This is a genomic window from Cupriavidus sp. KB_39, assembly GCF_052114485.1.
Taxonomy (GTDB): domain Bacteria; phylum Pseudomonadota; class Gammaproteobacteria; order Burkholderiales; family Burkholderiaceae; genus Cupriavidus.
Genome location: NZ_JBFREV010000032.1, coordinates 64,616 through 88,646 on the forward strand (window position 1 = coordinate 64,616; position 24,031 = coordinate 88,646).

Genomic DNA, 24,031 nt, shown 5'->3' on the forward strand with positions numbered 1-24,031 from the left:
ATGATGAGRATTCGAATGGTGATCGGGTGCTGTGTGTGMGGCCGGTCGCTCAATCCAGCTTGATGTTCGCTTGCGTCGCGATTGCCTTCCACATGGGAATATCGCGGGCATTGACAGCCTGTTGCTCAGGTCCGGGCACATACTTTGCGGTGATACCCAGCGAGAGCAGCTTGTTGACGACGTCATGCTCCTTGAGCGTGGTTTCCAGGACGCGAGACAATTTCTCCACGATGGGTTTTGGCGTCTTTGCTGGCACGTACATGACCCAGGTCAGTTCGCGGTCGAAGTCCACCCCCTGTTCCTGGTAGCTGGCGACGTTTGGCAAGCTAGGCGAACGTCGCGTGCATACAGCGAGCGCCTTGACCTTGCCTTCCTTGACGAAAGGGGTGGCAGTCACCATATCGACGAAGCCCACAGAGATGTGGTTGCCGAGGATGTCGGTCACAATCTGCGACGTGCCCTTGTATGGCACGTGCTGCATCGGTATGCCGCTCTTCTGGCTCAGGACCTCGCCACAGAAGTGGCCCGTGGATCCCGCCCCCCAGCTTGCATACTGAATCGGCGTCTTGTCCTTGCGCGAGAGCGCAATCAGTTCCTTGAGGTTGTTCGCTGGATACTGATTGGCAGCAATCATCACGATTGACGAATTCCCTATCGCCCCCAGACTCTGGAAGTCGCGCACCGGGTCGTAGGGCAGCTTCGTGTACGTGGCCGGCGCAAGCTGGTGGGTCGACATGCCGCCGATCATGATCGTGTAGCCATCCGGTGCTGCGGTGGCGACGGCGTGGGTACCGATCGTGCCAGCCGCACCCGGCTTGTTCTCCACCACTACCGGCTGCTTGAGTTGCGCCGCGAAGCGTTCGGCGAGCAGGCGGCCGAGGATGTCGCCGCCGCCGCCGGCGGAGAAGGGCAAYAGCATGCGGATAGGGCGATCGGGATAAGTGGCGACATCGCCGGCCTGGGCGGCGGTGGTGGCAAGGGCGAGCAGGGCGCTGGCGAGAAATCTGTTCATGGCTGTCTCCGTGGGTATCCGTCCGTTCTGCGATGCAGACGTCTTCAGTGCGTTCCAATCGATGTGGAAACGTTTCCATGAAAGTTTGGTAGACCATGTGGGGCACGGCAATCATGGTAAACTCTATGTCGCATCTGAACGCAACGCAGACTAGAGTTGGAACTGGAAACGTTTCCAATTTTGGGGAGGGAGGCAATGAGTTTGCTGTTTGGTGGCGTTTGCCAGATTGGCTATGTCGTGCGCGACATTGAGAAGGCCATGCGGCACTGGAGCGACGTGTTGGGCGTCGGCCCCTGGTTCTACAAGGAAGCCGTTGGTACCACCGAGTTCCGTTACTACGGGAAGACATCGGCACTGCCAGACCTGTCTATCGCCCTTGCCAATTCAGGGGGCGTCCAGATCGAGCTGATCCAGCAACGCAACGAAGCGCCGTCGCTGTATCTGGATTCCCTGAAGCGGGCAGGAGAGGGCATGCAGCATATCGCCTACTGGACAGACGACCGGTTCGACGAGTACGCGGAAGCCTTACGTGGGCGCGGCTACGTAGAGGGGCATGGTGGCCGCATGGGCATGCGCGGCCGATTTGCCTATTACGTCCACGCGGACTTGCCGGGCAACATCGTGGAGATTTCGGAAATGGCGGGCGGCAAGGGCGAGTATTTCGCGTCGATTGCCGCCGCTGCCAAAGGCTGGGACGGCGCTGATCCCATCCGCCGGATCGGAGCGCCGCAATGACCGCCAACGAAAGCAGGGAAGCAGGGCGACGCGTCGGGGTGGTGACGGGCGCTGCGCGTGGCATTGGATTGGCGATTGGTGCCCGTCTGGCCGCAGAGGGTTTTTCCGTAGCATTGTGGGATCGCGATGCCGGGCAACTCAACGAGGCTGTGCAATCGCTGCGTGCAAGTGGCGCAAACGCGATGTCTGTCGCGGTTGACATTACGGATCGCGCTCAGGTCGACCGCGCGCTGGCACAGTCCACGGAAGCGCTGGGAGCGCCCACGGTGCTGGTCAACAATGCCGCGATTCTGGGGCGCAGCGGCCCGACGATCGAGGCCTCTCTCGATGAATGGAAGCGCGTCTTCGACGTGAACGTCTTTGGCGGGTTGCTGTGCGCGCAGGCTGTGGTTCCCCTCATGGTGAGTCACGGTTATGGCCGCGTGGTTAATGTGGCGTCGATTGCCGGGAAGGAGGGCAACCCCTTCGCCGGCGCCTACGCTGCATCGAAGGCAGCGCTGATATCGATGACCAAAAGCCTGGGCAAGGAATTGGCCGAAACCGGTGTGCTGGTCAACTGCATCACGCCCAGCGCGGCTGACACCGATATCTTCGGCGTCTACGACGATAGCCAGCGTGCGCAACTGCAGGCGCGACTGCTGGAGCGCGTGCCGATGAAACGCTTCGTCCGCGTCGAGGAGGTCGCCGAGATGGCGGCCTGGCTGTGCTCCGCGCGTTGCAGCTTCAGCACCGGGGCGGTTTTCGACATCAGTGGCGGCCGTGCGATGTACTAGATGTGGCAAGGGGCGGGGCGGATTTGGGCGATAATCGCGAGCGAAGCCGGCCGCACTGCCGCCATCCGCTAGCAAGCCCCGGGATCAAAAATGAGCAGCCGAACGCGCACCCCTAGTTCCGATACGCCCGCCCGCGTCACGATTCGTGACGTGGCGCGGGCGGCCGGCGTGTCGCTGGGCACGGCCTCGCGGGCGTTAAATCGTAGCGGTCCCGTAAGCGAAGCGGCTCTCCAGGCCGTCGAACGCGCAGCGAAGGCGCTGGCGTATGCACCAGATCCGATTGCGCAGAGCATGCGCACAGGTACTTCTGGCGTGGTGGGACTGCTGGTTTCCGATCTGGCCAACCCCCTGTATGCCCGCATCATTACYGCGGTGGAGATGCGCCTGCAGCGCGAAGGCTACGCCATGGTGGTTGGAAACACTCACAATAGCAAGGCGCAGGAAGAGCTGATGGTGGACCTGTTCCGCCGGCGACGCGTCGATGGACTGATTCTCGGGCCCTGTGAAGTAGAGCGTGCCGACTATCTTGAACAGATCTCGCGTGATCTGGCCGTGGTTGCCATGGACCGCGACTTCGGCGAGCAGGGATCGGGCGTTCACGTCGACCACTTCCGCGGCGCATACGAAGCCTGCCGGTATCTGCTTGACCTGGGTCATACGCGCATCGCGCTGATGACCTCCGACGGTGCCTTGCGACCCGGACGCGAGCGTATCGATGGATATCGCGCGGCGATGGCCGAGCGTGGCCTGACGGTGGATGAAACGCTCGTCCGAGCCAGCCGCTCGGCCATGGATTTGTCGTTCAGCGACGCGCTGGCCCTGCTTTCCGCAAAGTCCCGGCCGACGGCATTCATTTGCCTGGGCACGCGCATCCTGTCGGGTGTACTGCAGGCAACGCGACAAACCGGCCATCGGGTGCCGCACGATGTCAGCCTGATCTGCGTCGGCGACGGCGATCTGCCCCAACTGTATTCGCCCGCGATCACCGCGATCAGTTGGGACCTCGAGGCCGTGGGCACGGCCGCCGCTGAAATTCTGCTGCGAGCGATTGGCGGCGCCGCGGAGCGCGCACAGGCGAAGGAGCAGGGGGGGCAGGAAGTACGGCTGACCACGCAAGTCGTTATGCGCGAGTCCTGCGCACCGCCTCCCGCAGCCAAGGCCTGAGGGGGCACKCAGCGTGCCTCGACGGAGCCACGACCATCGGGCCCGTATCGCGTGGCCGGAACCACGCGACCAGAATGACCGCCGCCAGTACCAGCGGCAGRCTCARCAGGTAGGGGCTGAGCGTAAAGCTGCCGGTTGCTGCTGGATCGCGCCGACTGCAGCGGGCGCCACCAGGGCTGAGGCCGCGCAACAACGCCTCTCAACGAATCTGGAACAAATCGAGCCATCCCGCGACACTTCAAAAAGAATAAGACCTCCAGGAGGCCGCTTGGATTTGCCGCCGCAACAGTTCCATCTAAATCAATCCTACATATCCAGATGCGCTTCTCAAAATGGTTTKTCGCCACKATGGTCGCAGTCACCTCGTTTTCACACGCGAGTCAGGGCTTGGGAGGTCACCGCTACCAAGGACTCGGSTGGAGGCGTTCGCCGAATTATTCGCTWCAGAAGCGAGCTGCCTGACTGGGTTCACAGATCCTCGCACGGAGCACTTGTTGTGATTTCCTGGCCGATTGTCAGCCAGTCCGGCTTGCCAACCAAGCGCGAATCTCAGCTTCACTACGCTTTCGAGGACGGACTGCAAGCGGCTGAAGAAGGCGAGCGAGTTGGTGTACTTGCCGTCGTGAACAGCAGCTCCATTAGCCGGACGGTGGCGTCGTCGACAAACACCAGCAGCGTGCACGCCGGCGCCCGGTCCTCGAACCACGCGTGATCGCTGCCGTCGATCTGCACCAGCTCGCCCAGGCAGGCCCGGCGGTTGTGCGGCTGGTGGACCTTGGGCGGGCGCAGCTTCCTCGGCACCCAGAAGCCGGCGTCGATCATGATCCGCCGCACCGTCTCCTTGGCCAGGTCGATCCCATGGCGCTCCCGCAGCTTCGGCAGCTAGCGTGGGTCCGAAGTCGGCGTAGCTGTCGCGGATCAGGCCGCGGGCCCGGGATTCGAGCCCCGGCGATAGTTGGTTGTGGCCGGACTGTCCCCAGCGGCGGGACACCAAGCCCTGCGGGCCGTCTTGCCGGTAGCGCTGCGCCAGCCGCTCGACCTGGCGGCGGCTGATGCCAAGCTTCTCAGCGGCGCGCCAGACCATCAGGCCGTCTCGCACGACGGCCTTGATGACTTTGCAGCGATCCAGTTCCCGCATGCTCATGGTGATCGTATCCGGTCGTCCCATGGTGTTGCTCCGGCAGCCTACGAAAGCTGGCAGCTTGACACGCCCTGGGGGTACGACATTTGAATCTGGCCCAGATACGACATTACAACTTGGCCGTGACATCCCTTGTCTAGGCGGTTCTGAAAGGTCGGGTCTTCCGCTAAATAGAAATGTCAGTCCGGGCGTGCTTTTTGTGCGGGGTGGGATGTTTTTTGTGGGGTGCCCGTAAGGCGGTGGCGCTGGCCGATGGCGCCTGAGCCGGGAGCAGGGTGGGACATTCCGTTCCCGCGATGGCGCGTTCCCCACGATCGCGCCCTGATCCACCTCCGGCAACCGGTCATAGGTGGTGTAGGGCAGGGCAGCGCCATCGGCCCATAGCTCGACCCGGCCATCGGGGTACTCCGCCACCTCGATATAGCGGTGGATCAGCCGGCGATGTTCAGGCAGGTCCTCGATCAGGTACATGACCTTCGCATACTGCAGTGTGAGGCTCTGCGAGACCTTGCGCCATTCGCGCCAGCTGAAGATCCGTTCCAGGTCCTCGTCACCGCGCAGCGGCCGATGGGCATCGAAGTCGCTGCGCGGCACCTTGGCGAAGCGCGCGTTGAAGTCAGCCATGAAGGCCGGCGCGTAGGCGTTGGCGGCTTCCATGCTGGAAATCTCCCGCAGCCGCAATTCCTTGACCAACCGGTCCTGCAGCGTGCCGTTCATTCGCTCGACGCGGCCCTTGGCCTGGCTCGTGTTGGCGCACAGGATGTCGATGTTCAGCTCGAAGAGGGCGCGCCCGAACTGSGTATAGCCGCGGCCTTCGGCATTCTCCTGTCGGTTGACGCGGAAGACGCCAGCCTTGTCGGAATAGAACGCCATCGGCTTGCCGTGCCGTTCGATATAGGCCCGGGTGGCGGCAAAGTAGGCTGGCGTCGATTCGGTCGGCACGAACAGCAGCTGCATCAGCCGGCCGGTGGCGTCGTCGACGTAGACCAGCAGCGTGCACGCCGCCGCCCGGTCCTCGAACCAGTGATGATCGCTGCCATCGATCTGCACCAGCTCGCCCAGGCAGGCGCGGCGGTTCCTCGGCTGGTGGACCTTGGGCGGGCGCAGCTTCCTCGGCACCCAGAAGCCGGCGTCGATCATGATCCGGCGGACGCACGCRGAGGAGATATCAATGCCGTGGCGCTCGCGCAGCTTCTCGGCGGCCAGGGTCGGCCCAAAGTCGGCGTAGCTGTCGCGGACGAGGCCGCGGACACGAGATTCCAGGCCGGGAGGCAACTGGCGATTGCTGGAACGTCCGCGCTTGCGCGATACCAGCCCGCTTGGCCCGTCCTCCAGGAGCCGCAAGACCAGCCGTCTGACATGCCGGGCACTGACGCCCAGACGTTCGGCTGCCCGCCAGCGCGCAAGGTGCCCATCGGCCACAGCCTGGATCACCTTCATGCGGTCAACTTCGCGCATGCTCATGGTCACCAATCCTTGTCTGTGCATGGCTGCCTCCCAAAGCGCCCGACGAAACTCGGAGCGTACGGGGAGGCAGCCTCAGGTGACATCTCTATTCGTCGCAAAGGTGACATTACTAATAACGGCCAACATCGACAGGACATAGCCTTCCATGGATCGGTAACCGCGGCGGCGAGCGGTGTCGATTAGCGTGCTCAGCAGTCGGCTGGCAAGGCCAAGCCCATGCCAGTCATCGACGATCGTGACCGCAAACTCGCAGGTATCGTTGCCGGGCGCCGCGGCATAGCGCACGCCCCCCACAATAGACGGGCCCTTGCCTTTGGTGGCTACTGCCACCAGGGCAAGCTCGCACTCCGGCGACGGATGCGTTGCGTGCTCGAGCATGGCTTCGGGTAGCTGTTGCATGGCGGCCATGAATCTCGTGTAACGCGCGTCGGCGGAAAGTCTGTCGAACGCCGCCAGCAGGCCAGCCCTGTCGTCTTCGGCAATCTCCCGAACCAGCACCTCCCGTCCATCGCGCAGCAACACGCTGAACGGCACGAATGTTGTTGTGTCAGGCTTGTCTTGCATGGCAACCGTGTCGTTAGGGAAAAGACGAGTTCGATGCATTCGCCTCGTCGCATTTCATACTAGSTGACCCGGTGCAGTTCGCCGAAGTCGGCGTCGGACCACCGGACACGGCATCCGGGCCCTCAGGTTTTCCCGGACTATCCCGAAAAGCAAAATGCATGTCCCGAACGGTCAAACCGTACGCAACTGATTCTAGATACTTGCTTCCGTTGCGACCGGACGTTGGCAAGCGCCATGGAAGGACGCGTCAGCGCCTCGGCTCAAGTGGCCGGGAGTCGTCAAAGTGATCCTTCTGAGGTATTCATGCTCGAACAACGTTCCACATTTCCGACCATGGCAGCAGATCCAGTCAGGCCAGTCGGACTCCACTACTACTCGTGGGTAGTGTTCGCGCTGGGCTTTGGTCTGCTGCTGTCAGACTACATGTCGCGCCAGGTGCTCAATGCCGTATTTCCGCTACTGAAGCAGGAATGGGCGCTGACCGATACGGAACTCGGCGCGCTCGGCGGCATTGTTGCGCTGATGGTGGGTATCCTGACATTGCCACTGTCTGTCCTCGCGGACCGCTGGGGCCGGGTCAAGAGCCTTATGCTGATGGCCGGCTTGTGGAGCCTCGCTACGCTCGGCTGTGCCGTGGCGACGAACTTCGGCGAAATGTTCATCGCCCGACTGTGCGTGGGCGTCGGCGAAGCCGCCTATGGCAGCGTGGGCATTGCCATGGTGCTGTCGGTATTYCCCCGCCGCTTGCGCTCCAGCCTGAGCGCCGCGTTCATYGCCGGCGGCCCGTTCGGATCGGTGCTGGGAATGGCCCTGGGCGGCACCCTCGCCGCTCATCTCGGGTGGCGCTGGGCGTTCGCCGCGATGGCCATCTTCGGCCTGATACTCGTAGCCGTGTTTCGCTTCGTGGTGACGGAACCGCGCCTGAAGGCGCAGCGCGCGCGGATTGGCGAGGACAAGGGCGACGCGGGAGCACCCAAACGCCTGGCTTTGCGGCCCCTGGTATCYGCCCTGTTCTCGGCCCCTTCGATTCTTTGTACCTATGTCGGCAGCGCCATGCAGTTGCTGGTCACGGGCGCCCTGCTTGCGTGGATGCCGAGCTACCTGTCACGCTACTACGGCATGGCGACGGACCGTGCAGGCCTGACAGCCGCAGGCTTCGTGCTGGCGGCCGGCGCAGGCATGATTGCCTGCGGTGCGCTGACCGACTGGGCCGCCCGCAATGCCCCGACCCGCAAGTGGCTGATGGCCATTGCCTACAGCACCACCAGCTGCGTGCTGCTCGTGGCGGCCTTCCACACGCCGGCGGGCACGACGCAAATGGTCCTGATCTTTGCCGGCATGCTACTGGTCGGCGGTACGGCCGGACCGGCGAGCGCCGTGGTGGCCAACCTCACGCATCCCAGCATTCACGCGACGGCCTTCGCCACGCTCACGCTCGCCAACAACCTGCTGGGCCTKGCGCCCGGTCCCTTTGTGACGGGACTGCTCGCCGACAGAATCGGTTTGCTTGGCGCCCTGCAGATCATTCCGCTGGCCGGCCTGTGCGCCACATTGTGTTTCGCGATCGGGCGCAAGTACTACGCCGCCGACCTGCGTCGCATCGAGACCGAGCGCGCCTCGCAGGCACAGACCTGACCGCCCTCCCCAACTCTCCTATGATGAGTGCCATGGGAGGGTCCGACGTCGCATCTCCATGCAAGATGATGGGAGGAGACCGGGGTGAAACTGAAGAACATCGCCATCGCATCGCTGCCCCTGTGTTCTGGGGCGGCATTTGCGCAGTCTAGCGTCACGCTCTACGGTGTGGCGGATGTGAACGTCGAGTATGTCAATCACCTGGGCGTTGTACCTACGGCGTTCAATCAGTTCAATCGCGGGCCATCCCATGACGTCGCCCGTATGACCTCGGGCGGACTGGCCGGGTCGCGTTGGGGCCTGCGTGGTGTTGAAGACCTCGGTAGTGGCTTGAAATCCATCTTTGTCCTGGAAAGCGGCTTCAATCTGGAGACCGGCACCTCGCAGCAAAGTGGCCGCCTGTTCGGCCGCCAGGCGTTGGTGGGCCTGCAGAGTTCTTATGGCCAGGTCAGTTTTGGCCGCCAGTACACCTCGATGTTCGAGATGCTCGCGAATTACTCGCCGACCGCCTATGCCACGCAGTACGAGCCCATCATCCTGCAATCGGGCCCGAATTTCCGCGAAGACAACACCMTCAAGTACAGCGGCCAGTTTGGCCCGGTGAAGGCAATTGCACACTGGTCCTTTGGCGTCGGGGTGGCCCTGCCCGCGACGGTCGGCATCGCRACGCCGATTGGTGGCAATGGCGAGGTGCCTGGCCAGTTTCGGCGCGACTCCGCCTACGGGGCTGCCGTGGCGTATGAAGCGGGTCCGATTGGCCTCACCATCGGCTACGACCAGTGGAATCCGACCATCGATACGAGCAGTGGCACCGTCAGGAAGGCCGTGGTCGGCGCCAGCTACGCCTACGGCCCGGCCAGGATCATGGGCGGTTATCGCTGGGGTCGAAACACGAATGCGGCGGACGTTATGTTTCAGCGTGACGATTTCTACTGGATCGGTGCGATCTACCAGGTCTCCCCTGCCGTGGGCCTCACGCTCGAATACAACTACGACAACGTGAAGAGTCTGTACGGCAACACGCAAGTGGCCAACCCATGGCAGATCGCCTTCGTCGCGAACTACGCGTTCTCGAAGCGTACCGATGTCTATGTGACCACGGCGTTCGCCAGGAACGCCGGCCTGATGCTCGAATCGCTGGCAACCGTCTACGCCAACAGCCTGTCGCTGGGCAACAGCTATGCCCTTGGCAACGGGCAGAGCACGATGATCGGTGCAGCCGTAGGCCTGCGTCACAAATTCTGACTAAAGCGAATCTGACAAAGGTGGCCTCCCGGATTCCGGGGGGGGCCACTGCGTCAGGCCTGAGGCTGACGCAGGAAACGCAGCACCACCGTTGCTGCTTCGCTGACGCGAGTCAGGAGAAAGAGGTGTCCATCGTCGAAGATGTGGAGCGCTGCATGTCGAATGCGCGAAGCGAGGATCCTGGCATTGACCAGGGGCACGATGGGATCGTCGGAGCCGTGCATGACCAGCGTGGGCTGGCCCAGAGCGCCGAGCCACAACAGGCTGCTCCATCCCCATGCCGCCAGCAACTGGTACACATAGCCGCGGCCGCGCGGCGGATGCATATGCCGGCCGTGCGCTTCCAGCAATCCGGGATCGTCGCGGAAGGCACCGCCATAGATATCGGCGCCCACGCGCCGCAGGTAGTCCGGGTCGTTATAGCGGCGCGCGCCGATCATCTTCGAGAGGACCGACACGCTACCCGGCACCATGATCACGCCGGGCGACGTTGCCGCCAGCACAAGGCGCCGGCAGCGCATCGGGTAGAGATGCGCGAACTCCTGCGCGAGCGCCCCGCCCCAGGAAACGCCGAGCACGTCGACCTGCCCTTCATAGCCGAGATGGCCAAGCAGTTTGTCGGCGAGCACGCACAGGTTGGACAGACGATAGGGAAGCAGCGGCGCGGGAGAACCGCCAGCGCCGGGGACATCGAAGATGATCACTTCGACACCCTCGAGCGCATCGACGAACGGTTCGACGAGTTCGAGATTGGCGCCGATACCGTTGAACATGAGGAGCGGCGGCCCCGCATCGTTGCCGGGCCGGATGCCGACCCGCAGCACCTGTCCATCCAGGTCTACGGTCCGGATTGCCATCTTGTGGCCAGATTCAACGCTGGCACCGTTTATTGTCATCAAGTCGTCCTGGATGCATTGCCCTGAAGCGGGCGGGACGGCACGGCCCGGGGAGGCCGTGCCGCGGGGGTTACGGCTTGGGGCGCAGGATGCTCTTCACTTCTTCCACGTTCTCCGCGAAACGCTTGCCGACCACGGCAAAGCTGTCGGCTTGCGTCTTGTACACGGTGTCGGTCAGGCCGCGCAGACCGGTCACGGCCTTGTTCAGGCTGAGCGGCAGCAGGTCGGTCACGCGCACAGCCGAAGCCTTGGCGTCATCGCCCTGCTTCGGCGTGCCGAGCGACTGCAGATCGGCTGCGGTGCCACTCAGGTACTCGGCCTGCAGACGGACCAGCGATTGCAGGCCGCTCAGCAGCGCGAGATTGACGCCGGCCAGCGCCTCGATGTCCTTGCGACGGGACTCCAGGATCGCCACCGGGTCAAGGCGGTTGTGTTTGACGAAGTCAAACAGCTTCTTGTGCGGGGCGAACGCGCCCGCGGTGTTGGTCGATTCCATCTTCATGGTCTCCATTCAGGTTGCGTTGAAAAACTGGGAACACTGCGACATGGCCGGGCGTCAGGCTTCGATCACGTAGCGTCCGGGGGCTTCGCCGCACGGTGCGTGGCGTGCGTTGCCAGGCGCCAAGGGTGCGTTGCGCTTCGGGCCGGACCGCTGCTTCAGCCACTGGCTCCAGTGGTTCCACCACGAATCGGACGTGGCCTCGGCGCCGTCCAGCCAGGCTTGCGGGTCGGACGTATCGTCGCCGTTCACGAAGAACTTCGCCTTCGCGTTGCCGGGCGGGTTGATCAGGCTTTGAATGTGGCCGCTGGAGCTCAGGACGAATTCGGTCTGTCCGCCAAAGGCACGTGCGGCGCGGTACACGCCCTGCCACGGGGTGATATGGTCGGTGACGCCGGCCAACACGAACTTGTCGCAGGCGACCTTCGACAGATCGATGGGCTCGCCCAGCACCGTCAGCGCGCCGGGGGTGGCAAGCAGGTTGTCCGAGAGGATGTCGAGCAACTGGCAATGGAATCCTGCGGGCAGCCGCGTCGTGTCGTTATTCCAGTACAGGACATCAAACGCCGGCGGCGCCTTGCCAAGCAGGTAGTTGTTGACCCAGTAGTTCCACACCAGATCATTGGGCCGCATCCATGCGAATACCCGGCCCAGTTCCTCGCCGTCGAGCACACCCCTCGCCTGGCTGCTTTGCCGCGCGGTGGTAACGGCCTCCGGCGTGGCGAACAGGCCTAGCTGAGACTGCTCGTCCAGGCCGAAGACGGACACCATCAGCGTGGCGGCATGYACCAGTTTCTCGCCACGGCTTGCGCAATAGCCCATCAGCGCCGCCATTGTCATCGCGCCGGCGCARGCGCCATGCAGGTTCACATCATCACTGYCGGTGATATCGCGGATGGCATGGATCGCTTCGATCAGCGCCGCCACGTAGGTGTYGAGATTCCACTCGCGCTGCGCGGCAGTCGGATTGCGCCAGCTCACCATGAACACCTGGAATTCCTGCCCCACCAGGTACTCGACGATGCTCTTGCCCGAAGCGAGGTCGAACACATAGAACTTGTTGACCTGGGGCGGCACGATAAGCTGCGGGCGAGCGTGGACTTTGGCCGTGACGGGCGTGTACTGGATCAGTTCGAGTATGTCATTGCGGAAAACCACCGTTCCCGGTGTCTTGGCCAGATCCTTGCCAACACGAAACGCGCCCTTGTCGACCTGGGAAGGCATGCCCTGATTGGTCAGGGCATCGGTCAGCAGGTTGGTCATCCCGGAGAGCAGGCTGAGACCGCCCGATTCGAACGTCTCCCTGAGCGCCGCCGGGTTGCCYAACAGCATATTGGTCGGCGCCAGSGCRTCGAAAACGAGTGATGTGAAGAASTGCGCGCGYTCCTTGCTGCGTGCATCCATGACAGAGCGGCTGACAAAGCCGGCCGCGGCATCCCGCCACGCAAGGTAGCCCTGCAGCGGCATGCGGAACAGCGGGTTGTCATGCCACTCCCGGTCCGCAAAGCGACGGTCGCGGGCTGGCGGGGCACTGGCCGTGCCGGCGAGCACGCGCAGCAGGTCATGCGCCAGTTGCGTCTGCTGTTCCAGCAGCAGCGCGGGCTCCTGAACGCATTGCGTGCCGATCTGGTGGGCGGTGGAAGCCAGATCCTCCGGGCGCAGGCCCACAAAGGGATTGGGGACGGCGGCGATGGCGCCACCGCTGTCGGGCAAGGCCGGCCGATTGGCCTTGGTTGGCTTGCCGGCCTTGCCTGCACGTTGCTTCGTCATTTCCATGGTTTCTCTCCTCAGGCCACCAGCAATGCCAGCGACTCGGCGACCAGAGCCGGCCGGGCCTGGCCCTCGATCTCCATGGTGTTCTCCGTCCTCAGCATGATGCGGCCTTCGCCTTTGTCCTCTGCCGCGAGCAGCTTCACACGATTGCGCACCCGGGCGCCGGCCCTCACCGGCGTCAGGAAGCGCGTTTTCTCCAGCCCGCAGTTCACGGCCGCTTTCGCATCGACCGGGACGATGCCCATGCGGGTCAGCTGGCCGCCCAGCAGGGAAAGCGTGAGGAACCCGTGCGCGACGGTGCCGCCAAACGGGCTTTCGCGACCCGCCCGGTCCACGTCCACGTGGATCCACTGGTGGTCGTCCGTGCAGTCTGCAAATGCATCGATGCGCGCCTGATCGATCTCGACCCAKTCCGATACGCCCAACTCCTGGCCGACGAACGCGCCAAGCGTCGCCATGCTGTAACCGTCGATTTTCATGCTGCTGTCCTTCAATGTGTCKGGGTCTGGTCTGACTGCGTCAGAACTGCGCGTCGTTCAAGGCMAGGAATCCGTCCGTGCCGGCGACACTGGTGATCGCCGCTTCCATGGCCGGCGCGCGCACCAGGATATGGTTGGCAAAGAACGCCGCGGTGGCGATCTTGGCGCCGTAGAAGGCCTCGTCCTCGTGATGCTTCTCGATGGCAACGATGAGCGCCCGCGCCATCTGCCATCCGGTCAGCACAATGCCAGCCAGCTTCAGGTAGGCCACGCTGGCACCGAACACGGCGTTGGCATCGGTACGCGTTTTCGCGACGACGAACTCGATGACGTTCGCCAGTGCGGTGTGCGCCGCGCTCAGACGCTTGTACATTGCGCTGCATGCCGCATTGGCGCCACGTTCCGCGAGCGCGACAAGCGTGTCGTCGATCTGCGCGAGGATGGCCCGTGCGGTGGCGCCGCCGTCGCGCACGGTCTTGCGGCCAATCAGATCGTTGGCCTGGATGGCGGTGGTGCCTTCATAGATCGGCAGGATGCGCGCATCGCGGTAGTGTTGCGCCGCACCCGTTTCCTCGATAAAGCCCATGCCGCCGTGCACCTGCACGCCGAGGCTGGTGACCTCCAGCGACATCTCCGTGCTCCATCCCTTGATGACGGGCACGAGGTATTCGTAGACCGCGGCATGTTGCGCGCGCGTCTCGGGATCGGCAGCGGCGTGCGCGATGTCCGAGTAGCCGGCCGCCACCAGCGCGAGCGCCCGTGCGCCTTCGGTCAGCGCCCGCATTTCGGTCAGCATGCGGCGAACGTCGGGGTGCCGGATGATCGGGACGGGTTCCTTTGCCGTGCCGTCCACCGGGCGGCTCTGCACGCGATCCTTCGCGTAGGCGACGGCCTGCTGGTATGCGCGATCCGAAATCGCGATGCCCTGCACGCCCACGCCAAAGCGCGCCGAATTCATCATGACGAACATGTATTCCAGGCCGCGGTTCTCTTCCCCGATCAGGTAGCCGGTGGCGCCGCCGTGATCGCCGAACTGAAGCACGGCGGTCGGGCTGGCCTTGATGCCGAGCTTGTGCTCGATCGACACGCACTGGACATCGTTGCGCGCCCCCAGCGAGCCGTCATCGTTGACGAGGAACTTCGGCACCAGGAACAGCGAGATGCCCTTCACGCCTTCGGGTGCGTCCGGCGTGCGTGCCAGCACCAGATGCACGATGTTCTCGGCCATGTCGTGCTCGCCGTACGTGATGAAGATCTTGGTGCCCGATACCTTGTAGGCGCCGTCCGCCTGACGCACGGCACGCGAGCGCACCAGCGCGAGGTCGGAGCCGGCCTGCGGCTCGGTGAGGTTCATCGTCCCGGTCCATTCGCCTGCGATCAGGCGCGGCAGGTAGCGCTGCTGCAGTTCGTCGGAGCCCGCCGTGAGCAGTGCCTCGATGGCGCCGTCGGTCAGCAGCGGACACAGCGCGAAGGACATGTTTGCCGCGTTCATCATCTCGATGCATGGCGTGGCGACCAGCTTGGGCAATCCCTGTCCGCCGAATTCGGTCGGATGGACCACRCCTTGCCAGCCGCCTTCSCCGAACTGGCGAAACGCCTCCTTGAAGCCGGCCGTGGTCCGCACTTCRCCGTCGTGCCAACTGCTCGGGGCCCTGTCCCCTGCCACGTTCAGCGGCGCCAGGACCTCGCCGTGGAATTTCGCGGCCTCATCGAGAACCGCCTCGACCGTCTCCGGGGTGGCGTCCTCGAAACCGGGAAGCGTGGCAATCTTTGTCAGTCCGGCCAGATCCCGGATAACAAACAGCATGTCCTTGGTGGGTGCGCTATAGCTCATCTCGTGCCTCTTTATCTTGAGATGCAGCGCCCGCGGCTCGGTGGCCTGCTGCGCTGCGACATTGACGGAGTGATCGTAATGTCCGGCACCGCAAAGCCGATTACCCGAACTGGCCCATTCGCTGACAAATCGTGCCGCTTTCGGCCTCGAAGCCGCGCACGCACCCGGCAGACGGCGTGAGCGTCGCCTGAAGTGGCAGGATTTGTTAGTCGACGGCCAGGATTGACAGTCTGCTTCGATCGACGCCAGCCGGCGCCAGTCGACGGATCAGAGCGGGCGACGGTAGGCGTTGGGGGTACTGCCCGTCCAGTGCCGGAACGCCCGATGGAAGGCGGTGGGATTGTCGAAGCCTACGTCGTAGGCAATCGCGGCAATGGGATCTTCGGAGCGCGTCAGGCGCTGGATGGCAAGATCGCGCCGCACCTCGTCCTTGATGGCCTGGAACGTCGTGCCTTCGGCCGACAGRCGCCGGCACAAGGTGCGCACGGAGTGRTGGAGTGCCTGCGCGACCGCATCGATGGTCGGCGACGCAGGCAGGCATTCGGCAAGGTGCTGGCGCACGCGGTGGCAGGTCAACTGCTCGGCGAASGCGACGAATATCCAGTCTTCAGGCGCGCGTGCAAGAAATGTTTCGAGGTCCGGCTTGCGTTGCCTGACCGGCAAGTCAAGGTAGGCCGCATCGAAACTGATCTGCGTGCGTGCGCAGTCAAAGCGGACCGGGCCTGGAAACAGATAGAGATGATCGCTGCTCTGCGGCGGGTGCGGAAAGGCGAACTCGGCACCATTSAGCACGATTCTATGGCGGATGAGCCACGAGGCCATCCCATGCACCAGCTTCAGCATCAGTTCGCAGCCCAGCACGCTCACGCCCGGGCCATCCGGGTTCGCCACCAGYTCGACATACCCCTCCCCACCCTCACGCCGTAACGTCAGACGAAATTCATCAAGGATCAGGTGGAAGAACTGGCCAAAACGATGCAGGGCTACCTCCAGCCTTGGCGCGTCTAGCAGGCTGAGACCCAGGAACTTCAGCACGCCATTACGCAGCGGACGGCTGAAGATGCCAGGCATTTCATCATCAAGCTCCATCGCCAGCAGCCGATAGAGCGTGGCGAACTGTTCCTGGGTGACCCGCGCGGCGGGTTGTTGCAGCAGTTCATGCGCAATACCCGAGCGTTCGGCAAGCCGCGCGATAGCAGCCGGATCCGCGCCCGACAGGAAGCCGTTGACGACGGATATCGGGACGGTAGCGGACAGGCCTGTCAAGTGAGGGAGCCGGCAGTGTCACATCCGCAGGATCCCAGGTCCGGGTGAGAGCCCCGCCCGCCTGCCGCCACCCAATCGATCTTCGCGCGTACGAAGCGGATCATCGAGTCCAGTTCCGCCGCCTTCGCTTCGAGTCCGGCAAGTTGTCCCTTCAGGATTTCGGTCCTGCGATCCGGAGAGAAGCCGGTTTCTCGGCGCTCGGTATCCAGGGCGGCGATTTCCTTGAGCGATAGGCCGAGGGACTGCCCCACCCGGACCACCTCGGCGGCCCGGCGATCCTCGTCGGTGAAAAGCTGATAGGGACGTCGCCCTCCCTTGCCGCTTGTTGTCGGCCGGAAAAGCCCGAGCCGTACGTAGAAGCGCACCGTCTCCCGCGACAGTCCCGTGATGTGGGAAAACTCCGAAATCATCATGATCGGTCTATTGACTATGTAGTGCAGTACACACTTAGAGTGTACGCATCTTCAACGACCTGTGGAAAAACATATGTCAAACGGCTCGCTTGGTTGGAAATCGACAGCAAACGATGTGCTGGCCGGGATCGACCTCAAGGGGAAACGGGTGCTGGTCACGGGTGTATCCGCCGGACTGGGCGTCGAGACTGCGCGATCCCTCGTGGCGCACGGCGCTGAAGTGGTGGGTGCGGCACGAGATCTGAGGAAGGCCGAGGCGGCGACTACCGACGTTCGCGCGGCGGCCAGCGGCGGCAATGGGCAATTCGAAATCGTGGAGATGGACCTGGCTTCCCTTTCGAGCGTCCGGCGCTGCGCCGATACGCTCCTTGCAGCAGGAAAACCTTTCGATCTGGTCATTGCCAATGCGGGAGTGATGGCAACGCCGTTTGGACGCACCGTAGACGGCTTCGAGATGCAGTTCGGCACGAACCACCTTGGCCATTTCGCATTGGTCAACCGGATCGCAACGCTCATGCCGGCTGGCGCGCGACTGGTCATGCTCGCGTCCTCGTCGCATCGGGTCGCAGACGTCGATCTGGAGGATCCGAACTTTGAACACAAGCCCTATTCCGAAGGACTAGCCTATTCGCAGTCCAAGACCGCCAACGTCCTGTTCGCCGTCGAATTCGATCGACGCAACAAGGCGCGCGGCGTGCGCGCGACGGCGGTCCACCCCGGCACCATCCAGACAGAGCTGGGGCGTTACGTAGATCCGGTCATGATCCAAGAACGAATTGAGGCGCTGAACGCCCAGCTGGCGGCCGAAGGTAAGGCGACCATCCGCTGGAAGAGCATTCCTCAGGGAGCGGCGACTTCGGTCTGGGCTGGCGTCGTCGCATCGGCAGAAGACGTCGGGGGACGTTATTGCGAGAATTGCCATGTCGTCGAGCCTTCCTCGGACGGCAGTTTCGTGGACGGCGCCAGCCCCCATGCCTTCAATCCGCAAACAGCCAAGGCGCTCTGGGCTAAAAGCGAAGAACTGGTGGGCGAAAGAATCGGGTAAAGCTTGCTACGGTGGCAGGTCCGATTAACGCCGTTTGGCAGCAGCGGCCTTCACGTCCAGGCGGACGATCCAAGCCACGACAATCACCATTGCGACGATGATTGCGTTCGATAGCGCGCCGCCCGCCTCGGCGCGGAGTGCGCCCATCAGCCAGCCGCCGCAAATCAGGACAACCAGCACCTTGACGATGGTGAGGCCGTAGGAGCGGATCAGGTTCGCTATGTAGTCGATCATGGTTAGGTTCCGGTTGCGAGCGCCGGGCTGCTCCGCCAGCGCCCTACAGGTAAGGCGCTGGCATTATGGGGCTCAGGCCTTGCCTACTCAAGGGCCACCCGTTAACGATGCATGCACAATTTTGCGCTTGCGCACGCGGACGGCCCCCGCAGGCGGTACCATGCCCGCTCCCACCCCCTAATTGGAACCCCCAATGCAAGTACTGGTTGACGCAGACGCCTGCCCGGTTGTCGTCAAGGAAATGCTGTATCGAGCCGCGCAGCGTGTCGAAGTGTGCGTCACGCTGGTGGCAAACCAGTACATGCGCACGCCGCCGTCCCGTTTTATCAAGACGATCCAGGTGCCGGCGGGGTTCGATGCCGCCGACAACCGTATCGTTGAACTGGCCTGCAGCGGTGACCTCGTGATTACGGCGGATATCCCTCTGGCCGCCGCGGCTTTGGACAAGGGCGCTCACGTGCTCGACCCTCGGGGAAGCTGGTTCAGTCGCGAGAATATCCAGGAGCGACTGACAATGCGCGATGTGATGGATCAGCTCCGCGCCTCAGGCATCGATACCGGCGGGCCGGCACCGTACTCGGCACAGGACAGCAAGGCGTTCGCTGGCCAGCTCGATCGATTCCTGGCACGCCAGGTGCCATCGGGCGGGGGCGCCCGGAACCCTTAGGCGAGCCACCTCCCCTGTTACTGGCTTCCCGACGTTACCGTCGCGCCCAACTATGGCGCGGGCAGCCGCGCGCAGAGCCGCGCCGCGCCGACCGATCCCGCCACCGCGAGCAGGACCGCCGGCACCAGCGCTTGGGGCAAACCGGTGAACTCCGCCACCAGAACGATGGCCGTCAGGGGCATGCGCATCGACGTAGCGAGGAATGCCGCCCCGCCGACAATCGCGCAGGCGCTTGCCGAAACGCCGGGCAAGGCGGCATTCCACAGCGCGCTGCACGCAATCGCAAGCAGCGCTCCGCACGCAAGCCCGGGCGTCAACAGGCCGCCGATGGCCCCCGCGCGCAACGATGCGCAGATGACGATCACCTTGAGTGCGAGCAGCGTGCAGGCCATGCSCAGCGCCATCTCGCCCTGGAATCCGAGCTGCGCCGGGCCCTTGCCGTTGCCCAGCAATTCCGGAAAACGCATGCTCAGGAGCCCCAGCACCGTAAAGCTCAGCATGCAGAGCACGGGCAGCAGCACGCCGCGCGGCGCGTGGGCGCGGGCAGTGGCAGTCGCCCGCCTGAATGCAAAGCCGGCGACACCGAAGATCGGCCCGAACAGGAGCGCCCACACCGTGAGCCAATGGTTGAGCGATAGCGTAGGAACAGCGTATTGCACGCCCGAACCGAGCCCGAGGGACGCGATGAGCGCCGCCAGCGCGGACATGAACAGCGCCAAGGCCGCCGCGCTCGGGTTAAACGTGCCGAGCAGGACTTCGAGGGTGAAGACCGCGCCGGCCAGCGGCACGCCGTAGACCGCAGCCAGCCCGGCTCCTGCGCCGGCGGCCACGATCCAGGTCCGTTGTTCCGCCGGTAGCGCGAAGACCGCAGCGAGGCGCGAGGCAATCAGTGCGCCGATCTCGCGCGGCGCCACTTCGCGGCCCAGCGGAGAACCCATGGCAACGGTGACGATCTGAAGCAGCGCGTGGACAATGGTCGACCCGGGCGGCATGGGCGCGCCTTCGTCGACAGCACGTTTGATGCTGACCAGCGGGCGTCCATAGCGATAGAGGGCGAACCAGCCGACGCCCGCCACAACGCCCGCGCCCATCGCCACCGCCAGCCTCCGGTGCGGCGTGGCGCTCTCCACGCCGGCCAGGAAACTCTCACTGCTCACCACGTGAGAAAGGCTGTAGTGATAGGCCAGATGCTGGATCGCATGGAGTAGCAACGCCAGTGCCATCCCGCCCAGGCCTGCACCYACTGCCGTGAGCGTGCCAGCGAGGAGCAGGCGCCCTATCGCGGCGGTGTCGCGCACTACCGTGCGGTGCCTGTCGTCATCGATGCCAGCACGCCGTCACGCCGGATCATGCCGTGGTACAGCGCGGCCGCGATGTGAAGCAAGAGGACGGCGAGCAGCAAGAACGCGCCTACAGTGTGTGTCTCCCGCAAGAACGCATAGAGATGAGCGCTGTGCGGCAAGATGGGCGGCAGTTGCACCGCGCCGGCCAGCACCACCGGATAGCCGCCCGCCGAGAGCATGCCCCATCCGATCAAGGGCATGGCGAGCATCAAGCCGTACAGCACCACATGCGATGTCTTGGCCGCCACGCGYTGCAGCCGGGGCATCGACTGCGGCAATACCGGCGGCCGGCTCAACAGCCGGTTGCAGACACGAATCAGCGCCAGCAACAGGATGCCGATGCCAATCGCCTTGTGCAGCGACAACAGCGCCAGATACCGCGAGGACACCGTCGCCACCATGCCAATCCCGATGAACAGCATCGCAAGGATGAGCACCGCCATCGCCCAGTGCAGGATGCGGGAAGGCAGCGAGAAATCACGGACACTGGATTTCATGATCGACCTCCTGCCTGGACTTCGGCTTCTGTGACGGCACTGGGTGGCTTGGCGGTGCGCTCGCGTTGCCGCAGCGTGAACGATTTCGCGTACGCAGCCGAGCGGGCGCTCGGGATTGCATCCGCCGACGTGCGCATGCCGGCGGGCAGCACGGTCGGATCGAAATTGATGTCAGTGCAGGTGCCGCGCTCTTCCGCCGTCAGGTGGTCGAGCGTCACGGTGCCCACCTCCACGCGCGTTCGGTCGTCGGGCCAGGGAACGTTGGGRCTGACCGGATCGGTGGGGTGGCCAATGGTGACCACCATCTTCCACTGCAATGGCTGTTGGGCGGCATCGGCAATCAGGCCATCGAAGAGGTAGTTGGGATCGTTGTGCGATGGGGGACCGGCCGGCGCGAACGCTCGCACAGGAACGGCGGACCACCGCACCGGTATGGCGACGCCTGCCTTGTTGACGAAGAGGAAGGTGTCGAGTCCGTTGTAGGTGTCGTTTGCAAAGCCAGAAGACACCGCACGCTTGCTCACGATGGCGATGGCTGACCCGAACTCTGGATGCGTCGCGGCGAACGYCTTCATCTTCTCGGGGTCTGGCTTGCCGGTCYGCTGATCGGGAACCGAAGCGATCATCTGATCGTAGAACGCCTGCACGTTGGCGAACGGGAAGACCGGAATGTCGATCATCGCGGTTCGCCAYTCCTCYCCGCCCCGGGGGTTGAACTGCAGGGCGAGGCTGCGCACCAGGGTCGGCGCATCCGGGATGAAAGGCATGCCCCCCGCAAAGGCGAAGCGCCCGGTCACGGGCACGCGCCCCGGCGCCAGCACATCGGCCTTGCTGAACGCCGTGCCCGCGCCCGTGCTGTCGAACCATCCGGTTGCGCACAGCCCCTTGGCGTGGTTGCGCCGGAAGCCGATGTGCCTGCCGTTGACGGCCTCGAAGCCGTCAATCACCTTGCCCTGGGTCAATCTCCCGGGCATCAGCCATCCGCCGGCATAGGCGAAACCGCCTGCAATGCAGAGGATGACTGCGCCGATGGTGCCCAGCCGGATTGCCACGGCGGCGGCGCCAAGCTTGCTGGAGTCTTCGTCCATATTCGATCCTCGTTGTACCGGCCCCTAGGGCAGTGAAGACCAATACTTGTCGATACGCCAGTGGTGCCCGTTTGGCGCGGGCAACCTATTGTCCGATCTGCACACTGATGCGCGGGCAGGCGCCTCTTAATGCGCATCCGCCGACGGCGCCTTGGGGGCGGCCACCTTGCGCATCAGCGGCACCATCGCCGTGGCAATGGCGAAGCACACCAGAATCATCAGGTAGATGTCGCCAAAGGTCTGCGTCTGCGCCTCGCGCCAGGCCAGCCCCCATAGTTGCCGCAGTGCTGCCGTCTGCGCATCGAGGGCGTCGTGGCCGGCTGCCATGAACCGCTCGGCAACGCTCTGCAGCAGGTTGCCCATCGCCTCATTGCGGATGTTCAGATGCTCCGCCTCGCGCAGGAAGTGCATGTTTCCGCGATCGTTGAGCACCGTGGCGCACGCCGCAATGCCGATGGCGCCGCCGAGGTTTCGCATCAGGTTGAATAGCCCCGACGCCAGCTTGAGCCGTTCCGGCGGCAGGCTGCCGAGCGTCAGCGTGACCGTCGGCGCCACCGCAAACTGCTGCGCCATGCCACGCAGCGCCTGCGGCAGCAGCAGCTCTGCCGATCCCCAGTCGTGCGTGATGGGCGCGAAGTACCACATCGAGATGCCGAACATCGCCAGCCCGAACATCATCAGCCAGCGCAGGTCCACCCGGTTCGCCAGGAAGGCATAGAGCGGGATCGACGCCATCTGGAACACGCCCGTGGAGAACACCGCCAGTCCGATATCGAGCGCGCTGAAGCCGCGCACGCGCCCCAGGAACAGCGGCGTCAGGTAGATGGTGGCGAAGATGCCAATGCCTGTGACGAAGGAGAAGAAGCAGCCGAGTGCGAAGTTGCGCTCCTTGAGCGCGCGCAGGTCCACCACCGGATTCGCATAGGTCAGCGAGCGCCAGATGAAGGCCACGCCCGCCAGACCGGAGATCCAGGCCGTGGCCAGGATCACGTCATCGCCGAACCAATCCCAGCGCGGCCCTTCTTCCAGCGTGTATTCGAGGCAACCCAGGAACAACGCCATCAGCCCCATGCCGAGGTAGTCCGCCCCGCGCACCAGCGACCAGTTGGGCCGGTCGACCTTGACCAGCAGCGGCACCGCCACGGTGACGAAGATGCCCGGCACCAGGTTGATGAAGAACAGCCAGTGCCAGGAGAAATGATCGGTGATCCAGCCGCCAACCGTCGGTCCCAACGTCGGCGCCAGCGAGGCCAGCGCGCCGACCGTGGCGGCGGCGATCACGCGCTGCGGCCCGCTGAAAAACGCGAAGGCCGTGGTGAACACCATCGGGATCATCGAGCCGCCCAGGAAGCCCTGCAGCGCGCGGAACGCGATCATGCTCTGGATGTCCCACGCCATGCCGCACAGCAGGCTGGTCACGGTGAAGCCGGCTGCGGAGGCGGCGAACAGCCAGCGCGTCGACATCACGCGCGAGAGCCAGCCCGACAGCGGAATGACGATGATCTCGGCGATCAGGTAGCTGGTTTGCACCCAGACGGTCTCGTCGGTCCCGGCGGAGAGCGCGCCGCCGATATCGCGCAGCGACGCGGAGACGATCTGGATGTCCAGCAAGGCGATGAACATGCCCACGCACATCGTGCCGAAGGCAAACACCTTGGCGGCGGTGGACATCTCGCCCGGAGGCGTCTCCGCCACGGCGCGCGGCGGGCTGGTCAGGCTGGCGGCCGTCATCACTGCACCTGCTTCGGCGGCAGCGTATTGACCTGCGCGATGACCGAGAGGCCCGGGCGCAGCACGCCAAGCCGGGCATCCTGCTCATCCAGTTGCACCCGCACGGGCACGCGCTGGACGATCTTGGTGAAGTTGCCGGTGGCGTTCTCCGGCGGCAATACGCTGAACTGCGCGCCGGTGGCGGGCGCCAGGCTTACCACGTGGCCATGGAAGACGCGGCCGGGCACCACGTCGGCCTCGATCTCCACCGGCATGCCGGGGCGCATATGCGCGAGCTGCCCCTCCTTGAAATTGGCGTCGACCCACAGCCCGCCCGCCGGCACGATGGCCAGCAACTGGCTGCCGGCGCCGGCAAAAGCGCCCACGCGGGCGCGCCGGTTGCCCACGGTGCCATCCACGGGCGCGCGCAGTTCCGTATAGCTCAGGTTCAGTTTGGCGATGTCCCGCTCGGCAATCGCCTGCGCCAGCGCGGCCTGCGCCTGCTGCTTCTGCGTGCCGATCACATCCAGTTGGCGCTGCGCGGCGAGCAG

Annotated in this window: 22 protein-coding genes and 2 pseudogenes; 7 read left to right on the forward strand and 17 right to left on the reverse strand. The window is 64.2% G+C overall.

Annotated elements, in window-relative coordinates; genetic code table 11:
- Nucleotides 1–49 precede the first annotated feature (49 nt).
- The gene (locus AB4Z27_RS21680) at nt 50–1,012 is read right to left on the reverse strand and encodes a Bug family tripartite tricarboxylate transporter substrate binding protein (RefSeq protein ID WP_092301298.1); all 963 of its coding nucleotides are present in this window, start codon (nt 1,010–1,012) and stop codon (nt 50–52) included.
- A 195-nt stretch (nt 1,013–1,207) separates the two neighbouring features.
- Between AB4Z27_RS21680 and AB4Z27_RS21685 the strand changes: the two genes are divergently transcribed.
- The 3 genes from AB4Z27_RS21685 to AB4Z27_RS21695 all read left to right on the forward strand — a co-directional run bounded on the left by AB4Z27_RS21685 (nt 1,208) and on the right by AB4Z27_RS21695 (nt 3,684).
- A complete protein-coding gene (locus tag AB4Z27_RS21685; RefSeq protein ID WP_092301301.1) occupies nt 1,208–1,747 on the forward strand; it encodes a VOC family protein in 540 nt (179 codons plus the stop codon).
- Complete coding sequence (locus AB4Z27_RS21690; protein ID WP_441645239.1) at nt 1,744–2,520, forward strand: SDR family NAD(P)-dependent oxidoreductase; 777 nt, start codon at nt 1,744–1,746, stop codon at nt 2,518–2,520. The genes AB4Z27_RS21685 and AB4Z27_RS21690 overlap by 4 nt, the downstream gene beginning before the upstream one ends.
- Before the next feature lie 90 nt (nt 2,521–2,610).
- Nucleotides 2,611–3,684, forward strand: a complete 1,074-nt coding sequence (locus tag AB4Z27_RS21695; RefSeq protein WP_092301307.1) for a LacI family DNA-binding transcriptional regulator — start codon at nt 2,611–2,613, stop codon at nt 3,682–3,684.
- A 609-nt stretch (nt 3,685–4,293) separates the two neighbouring features.
- Here AB4Z27_RS21695 and AB4Z27_RS21700 read toward each other — a convergent pair.
- The 3 genes and pseudogenes from AB4Z27_RS21700 to AB4Z27_RS21710 form a co-directional block, all read right to left on the reverse strand.
- Nucleotides 4,294–4,852: pseudogene (locus tag AB4Z27_RS21700) on the reverse strand (helix-turn-helix domain-containing protein); the annotation flags it as partial.
- Nucleotides 4,853–5,128: 276 nt separating this feature from the next.
- Nucleotides 5,129–6,313, reverse strand: a pseudogene (locus AB4Z27_RS21705) (ISNCY family transposase); the annotation flags it as partial.
- A 51-nt stretch (nt 6,314–6,364) separates the two neighbouring features.
- Entirely contained in the window at nt 6,365–6,856 is a 492-nt protein-coding gene (locus AB4Z27_RS21710) for a GNAT family N-acetyltransferase (RefSeq protein WP_441645240.1), read from the reverse strand.
- A gap of 303 nt (nt 6,857–7,159) precedes the next feature.
- On the opposite strand from AB4Z27_RS21710, the gene AB4Z27_RS21715 reads away from it, so the two are divergent.
- Complete coding sequence (locus AB4Z27_RS21715) at nt 7,160–8,491, forward strand: MFS transporter (RefSeq protein WP_092300442.1); 1,332 nt, start codon at nt 7,160–7,162, stop codon at nt 8,489–8,491.
- 84 nt (nt 8,492–8,575) lie between these two features.
- The gene (locus AB4Z27_RS21720; RefSeq protein ID WP_441645241.1) at nt 8,576–9,736 is read left to right on the forward strand and encodes a porin; all 1,161 of its coding nucleotides are present in this window, start codon (nt 8,576–8,578) and stop codon (nt 9,734–9,736) included.
- A 53-nt stretch (nt 9,737–9,789) separates the two neighbouring features.
- On the opposite strand, the gene phaZ is transcribed toward AB4Z27_RS21720, so the two are convergent.
- The 7 genes from phaZ to AB4Z27_RS21755 form a co-directional block, all read right to left on the reverse strand.
- Nucleotides 9,790–10,632 (reverse strand): poly(3-hydroxyalkanoate) depolymerase, encoded by an 843-nt coding sequence (gene phaZ, locus AB4Z27_RS21725; protein ID WP_092300448.1) that lies wholly within the window; start codon nt 10,630–10,632, stop codon nt 9,790–9,792.
- A 70-nt stretch (nt 10,633–10,702) separates the two neighbouring features.
- Nucleotides 10,703–11,128, reverse strand: a complete 426-nt coding sequence (locus AB4Z27_RS21730) for a hypothetical protein (RefSeq protein WP_092300747.1) — start codon at nt 11,126–11,128, stop codon at nt 10,703–10,705.
- Between the two features lie 60 nt (nt 11,129–11,188).
- Nucleotides 11,189–12,907 (reverse strand): alpha/beta fold hydrolase, encoded by a 1,719-nt coding sequence (locus tag AB4Z27_RS21735; RefSeq protein ID WP_441645242.1) that lies wholly within the window; start codon nt 12,905–12,907, stop codon nt 11,189–11,191.
- 11 nt (nt 12,908–12,918) lie between these two features.
- On the reverse strand, nt 12,919–13,383 hold the full coding sequence (locus AB4Z27_RS21740) for a MaoC family dehydratase (protein ID WP_441645243.1): 465 nt from the start codon (nt 13,381–13,383) through the stop codon (nt 12,919–12,921).
- Nucleotides 13,384–13,423: 40 nt separating this feature from the next.
- Nucleotides 13,424–15,217 (reverse strand): acyl-CoA dehydrogenase, encoded by a 1,794-nt coding sequence (locus AB4Z27_RS21745; protein WP_441645244.1) that lies wholly within the window; start codon nt 15,215–15,217, stop codon nt 13,424–13,426.
- 267 nt (nt 15,218–15,484) lie between these two features.
- A complete protein-coding gene (locus AB4Z27_RS21750) occupies nt 15,485–16,483 on the reverse strand; it encodes an AraC family transcriptional regulator (protein WP_092300457.1) in 999 nt (332 codons plus the stop codon).
- Nucleotides 16,480–16,896, reverse strand: coding sequence for a MerR family transcriptional regulator (locus tag AB4Z27_RS21755; protein ID WP_092300460.1), 417 nt, complete (start codon nt 16,894–16,896; stop codon nt 16,480–16,482). Before AB4Z27_RS21755 ends, AB4Z27_RS21750 begins: the two co-directional genes overlap by 4 nt.
- Before the next feature lie 73 nt (nt 16,897–16,969).
- Between AB4Z27_RS21755 and AB4Z27_RS21760 the strand changes: the two genes are divergently transcribed.
- Nucleotides 16,970–17,941, forward strand: a complete 972-nt coding sequence (locus AB4Z27_RS21760) for an SDR family NAD(P)-dependent oxidoreductase (protein ID WP_441645245.1) — start codon at nt 16,970–16,972, stop codon at nt 17,939–17,941.
- Between the two features lie 24 nt (nt 17,942–17,965).
- Here AB4Z27_RS21760 and AB4Z27_RS21765 read toward each other — a convergent pair whose 3' ends face one another.
- Nucleotides 17,966–18,175 carry a hypothetical protein gene (locus AB4Z27_RS21765; protein WP_092300466.1) on the reverse strand — a complete coding sequence of 70 codons (210 nt, stop codon included), beginning with the start codon at nt 18,173–18,175 and terminating at the stop codon, nt 17,966–17,968.
- 193 nt (nt 18,176–18,368) lie between these two features.
- Between AB4Z27_RS21765 and AB4Z27_RS21770 the strand changes: the two genes are divergently transcribed.
- Nucleotides 18,369–18,842, forward strand: coding sequence for a YaiI/YqxD family protein (locus AB4Z27_RS21770; protein ID WP_092300469.1), 474 nt, complete (start codon nt 18,369–18,371; stop codon nt 18,840–18,842).
- A gap of 50 nt (nt 18,843–18,892) precedes the next feature.
- Here the strand turns inward: AB4Z27_RS21770 and AB4Z27_RS21775 are convergent, their stop codons facing one another.
- From AB4Z27_RS21775 to AB4Z27_RS21795, 5 genes are all read right to left on the reverse strand, one after another.
- Nucleotides 18,893–20,065, reverse strand: a complete 1,173-nt coding sequence (locus AB4Z27_RS21775; protein WP_441645246.1) for a chloride channel protein — start codon at nt 20,063–20,065, stop codon at nt 18,893–18,895.
- Nucleotides 20,066–20,139: 74 nt separating this feature from the next.
- A complete protein-coding gene (locus AB4Z27_RS21780) occupies nt 20,140–20,682 on the reverse strand; it encodes a cytochrome b (protein WP_441593041.1) in 543 nt (180 codons plus the stop codon).
- Nucleotides 20,679–21,770 carry a catalase family peroxidase gene (locus tag AB4Z27_RS21785; protein WP_441645247.1) on the reverse strand — a complete coding sequence of 364 codons (1,092 nt, stop codon included), beginning with the start codon at nt 21,768–21,770 and terminating at the stop codon, nt 20,679–20,681. Before AB4Z27_RS21785 ends, AB4Z27_RS21780 begins: the two co-directional genes overlap by 4 nt.
- 126 nt (nt 21,771–21,896) lie before the next feature.
- On the reverse strand, nt 21,897–23,501 hold the full coding sequence (locus AB4Z27_RS21790; RefSeq protein ID WP_092300478.1) for a DHA2 family efflux MFS transporter permease subunit: 1,605 nt from the start codon (nt 23,499–23,501) through the stop codon (nt 21,897–21,899).
- On the reverse strand, nt 23,501–24,031 hold a 531-nt coding region (locus AB4Z27_RS21795), incomplete at its 5' end, for an efflux RND transporter periplasmic adaptor subunit (protein ID WP_441645248.1). The genes AB4Z27_RS21790 and AB4Z27_RS21795, both read right to left, overlap by 1 nt.

Excerpts from the sequence above, each read along its gene's own strand:
- AB4Z27_RS21760 (WP_441645245.1), top strand. The coding sequence starts at position 16,970 with ATGTCAAACGGCTCGCTTGGTTGGAAATCGACAGCAAACGATGTGCTG.
- AB4Z27_RS21765 (WP_092300466.1), bottom strand. The coding sequence starts at position 18,175 with ATGATCGACTACATAGCGAACCTGATCCGCTCCTACGGCCTCACCATC.
- AB4Z27_RS21690 (WP_441645239.1), top strand. The coding sequence starts at position 1,744 with ATGACCGCCAACGAAAGCAGGGAAGCAGGGCGACGCGTCGGGGTGGTG.
- AB4Z27_RS21790 (WP_092300478.1), bottom strand. The coding sequence starts at position 23,501 with ATGACGGCCGCCAGCCTGACCAGCCCGCCGCGCGCCGTGGCGGAGACG.
- AB4Z27_RS21755 (WP_092300460.1), bottom strand. The coding sequence starts at position 16,896 with ATGATGATTTCGGAGTTTTCCCACATCACGGGACTGTCGCGGGAGACG.
- phaZ (WP_092300448.1), bottom strand. The coding sequence starts at position 10,632 with ATGACAATAAACGGTGCCAGCGTTGAATCTGGCCACAAGATGGCAATC.
- AB4Z27_RS21730 (WP_092300747.1), bottom strand. The coding sequence starts at position 11,128 with ATGGAATCGACCAACACCGCGGGCGCGTTCGCCCCGCACAAGAAGCTG.
- AB4Z27_RS21710 (WP_441645240.1), bottom strand. The coding sequence starts at position 6,856 with ATGCAAGACAAGCCTGACACAACAACATTCGTGCCGTTCAGCGTGTTG.
- AB4Z27_RS21770 (WP_092300469.1), top strand. The coding sequence starts at position 18,369 with ATGCAAGTACTGGTTGACGCAGACGCCTGCCCGGTTGTCGTCAAGGAA.
- AB4Z27_RS21685 (WP_092301301.1), top strand. The coding sequence starts at position 1,208 with ATGAGTTTGCTGTTTGGTGGCGTTTGCCAGATTGGCTATGTCGTGCGC.